2 protein-coding genes are annotated in these 3,024 nt (G+C 39.7%); both read right to left on the reverse strand.

Going from position 1 to position 3,024, the window contains the following annotated elements:
• On the reverse strand, nucleotides 1-635 hold a 635-nt coding region (locus VFM80_RS11465), incomplete at its 3' end, for a glycogen-binding domain-containing protein (RefSeq protein ID WP_395071967.1).
• A gap of 21 nt (nucleotides 636-656) precedes the next feature.
• The coding region (locus tag VFM80_RS11470; RefSeq protein ID WP_395071968.1) for an alpha-amylase family glycosyl hydrolase at nucleotides 657-3,024 on the reverse strand (2,368 nt) is incomplete at its 5' end.

The raw sequence follows: 3,024 nt of genomic DNA on the forward strand, positions 1-3,024 counted from the left end.
ACCGTTAAAATAGAATTAGTACCCCCCATTCCATTTGACACGGTATTAGGGTTATCAGGGTCGGGCATCTCCTGACCATCGACTACAAACACATATTGGTATACACCTTTGTTGATGAGCATTGTGGTTTCCCAAATATCCCCATTCTTTTCAAGGACCGCTTCATTGGGATTCCAGTTATTCATCTCTCCCTTCAGCTTCACGGAAGAGTGATCTTGACCTTTGGGATCAAAAGTGATCGTTACTTCTTCTTTATTGGATTTCTTGAGCAGGATGTGATAAGCGTAACCATCCACCCAGAATTCTAATACATCCAGTGAACTTGAAAGAGATCCGGTAAGCAATACTTCTGCTTTATCGGATGAGAGCAAGGCTTCAAGACCTACAGGGGCAACAACAGAATCGATGAGTGAGTGAGATTTAAAGTAATCTGCCGTGATGATCTCAGTTTGACCATAATCCAATGTGATCGGCGAAGCCAACCCAATAATTTCAGACTCATGAGGAGCCTCAATGGATGGAACACATCCGGCAATGATCAATGCAAGTGCTACCGTTACGAATTTAAAAGTCTTTTTTATCACGTTTTTAATGTTAAATTTTTGAACTTTAAATGGACTGTCTTTAGCTAACATTTAGCACTGAATATTTAAAATTTACTTAATCAGCGTCATCTTTTTAGTGAATACCTTTCCGCCGGCTTTCAATCGATATATATAAACTCCACTACTCAAATTTTTGGCATCAAATTGCACGGTATATGAATTTACTTCTTGTCGTTCATTCACAAGTTCCTGAACCTTTCTTCCCAACAAATCATAAACTTCAAGTTTTACATTGCTATCTTTTGCCACATCATAAGTTATTGTTGTATAGGGATTAAATGGATTCGGATAATTTTGCATTAAGGTAAAAGACTCTGGAATTCCTGTATCCCATTTACCATCTTTTTGAGGAATCAATTCCTCTTCAGGCGTTTCAAACTCACGGGTAGTAAATATCCGAAATTCACCCGGTTCCAAGGTAATTTCAATATTCGGATCTGATATGGTTTGGCTTGTGCCAAAAAAGTAATCATGCCATGTTCCCGTTGACGGGTACACTATTTGTACAGTGTTTTCCAAAATTCCAAAATTACCGACAATCAATACATCTGAATCCTCATGTTCAAGGGTTATGGTTTTTGTGGTCCCCTCCAAATTGTAGATGGCATTTTCCGGATCAGTAAATACAGGGCTGCTATTTCTCAACCGGATGATCTCGCTCCAGGTTTTATAAAGCTTCAAACGCTCTTCAGAATTATAGTAATCCCAACGAATTGGTTTCTCACCTACTCTATTTGGATCTGTTGAAAGACAATCTCCATTGGTACCATCGCCGGGTTTAAGGCATTCTCCCTCTCCTCCACCATAACCAAGTTCGCCAAATTGCCATATCATTTTAGGGCCAGGTAAAGTGAAGAAAAAAGCTCCGGCCAATTTTTGACGGTTTAAAGCAGTATTTAATTCTTGAATATTATAGTCACCGGAACTATTTCCGAAGTTAAGGTTCTTATGCATCATCCACTGTTCATCATGGCTTTCCATATACCCCACAACATGACGTTCCTGGAAGCTGCTTCTTGACTCAGAAAGAACTCCATAGAGGTTAGATTTTCCACCTTCATGATAACCCATGGAAGCTTCACTGTAATTCCCATTCATATTCCCCCAAAGCATCACCCCTTTGCCTTCAGAAATACGATAATTTGCCCATTCAGCCTCTTCTTTTTCGCTTCCCAAATGCTCAAATATTACATAAAAGTCCGGATCAGCCGCCCATTGGAAATCAGCATATTTCTTCAGGATGTCTACGCGGTCTTGCTGGTAGCCTCCTGTACAGGCTTCGTTGCCGGCTGTACAGTTTTGGGTAAAGCCCTTCGTCAAATCCCATCTGAAACCGTCAACATTATACTCTTCAATCCAGTGCTCAATCATCCTTCTTGTATAATATTGAGTACCTGAATACTGATGATTAAAATCATTAAATACATTATATGAATGACGCGCAGATGCGTTGAAATATGGGTTATTGTTGCTGTCATAGAGCTGATACAAAGGATTTATTCCTGTTGCATGATTCATGACCACATCTAAAATTACTGCGATATCCCTTTTATGAGCCTCATCAACAAATTTCTTAAATGCTTCGGGAGTTCCATAAAATTTATCTAAGGCAAGATGAAAGCTTGGATTATATCCCCAGCTTAAATTTCCGTCAAACTCATTGACGGGCATTAATTCAATGGCATTCACTCCAAGATTTTCCAGGTAATCGAGTGTATCGGTAAGGGTTTGATAGTTTTTTTCTTCCAAAAAATCCCTTATTAACAGCTCATACACAATCAATTCTGTTTTCTCCGGTCTCTGATAGTCCGTGGCTTCCCATATGTATTCACTGCTGCCCGGCTGCATTATACTTACCCACCCTGAAGTTTTACCAGCTGGATATGGCTTTAAATTCGGAAAATTAGCTTCGGGAATATATCCGTCATTATAGGGATCCAGCACTAAATATGAGTATGGGTCTGCAATTCGTAGATCTCCCTCTACCAGATACTGAAATCCATACTCTTCCCCCGGAGTCAATCCTTCAATTTCTAACCAAAACCATGTGCTGTCGGTACCGGTAGTTTCTTTGTTCATTAAATACTCAGAAGACGGTTGCCAGTCATTAAAATCCCCTATTACGTATACATATTCCTTTTGTGGAGCAAACAGAGAAAGTGTAACTGAACTGGTTTTTTCAGTAATTCCATCCTGTAAGCCTGCCGGGCGATTGATATTAACCCCATCTCCCTCGCGTATTGTAACAAAAACAGAAGCCGTGTCTGCCAACCCCTCTCCATTATCGGCTATTAAATCAAAGTTGACATCATTTTCACCGGCAACAGGAGTAAATGTATAATTCAAGGTATCCGAAGAAATTGAAGTGACTTCTGTTCCATTTTTTTCAAGGCTTAAGGTCAATGTTCCTGAGTTTACC

The organism is Gracilimonas sp. (genome assembly GCF_035704785.1).
Taxonomy (GTDB): Bacteria; Bacteroidota; Rhodothermia; order Balneolales; family Balneolaceae; genus Gracilimonas.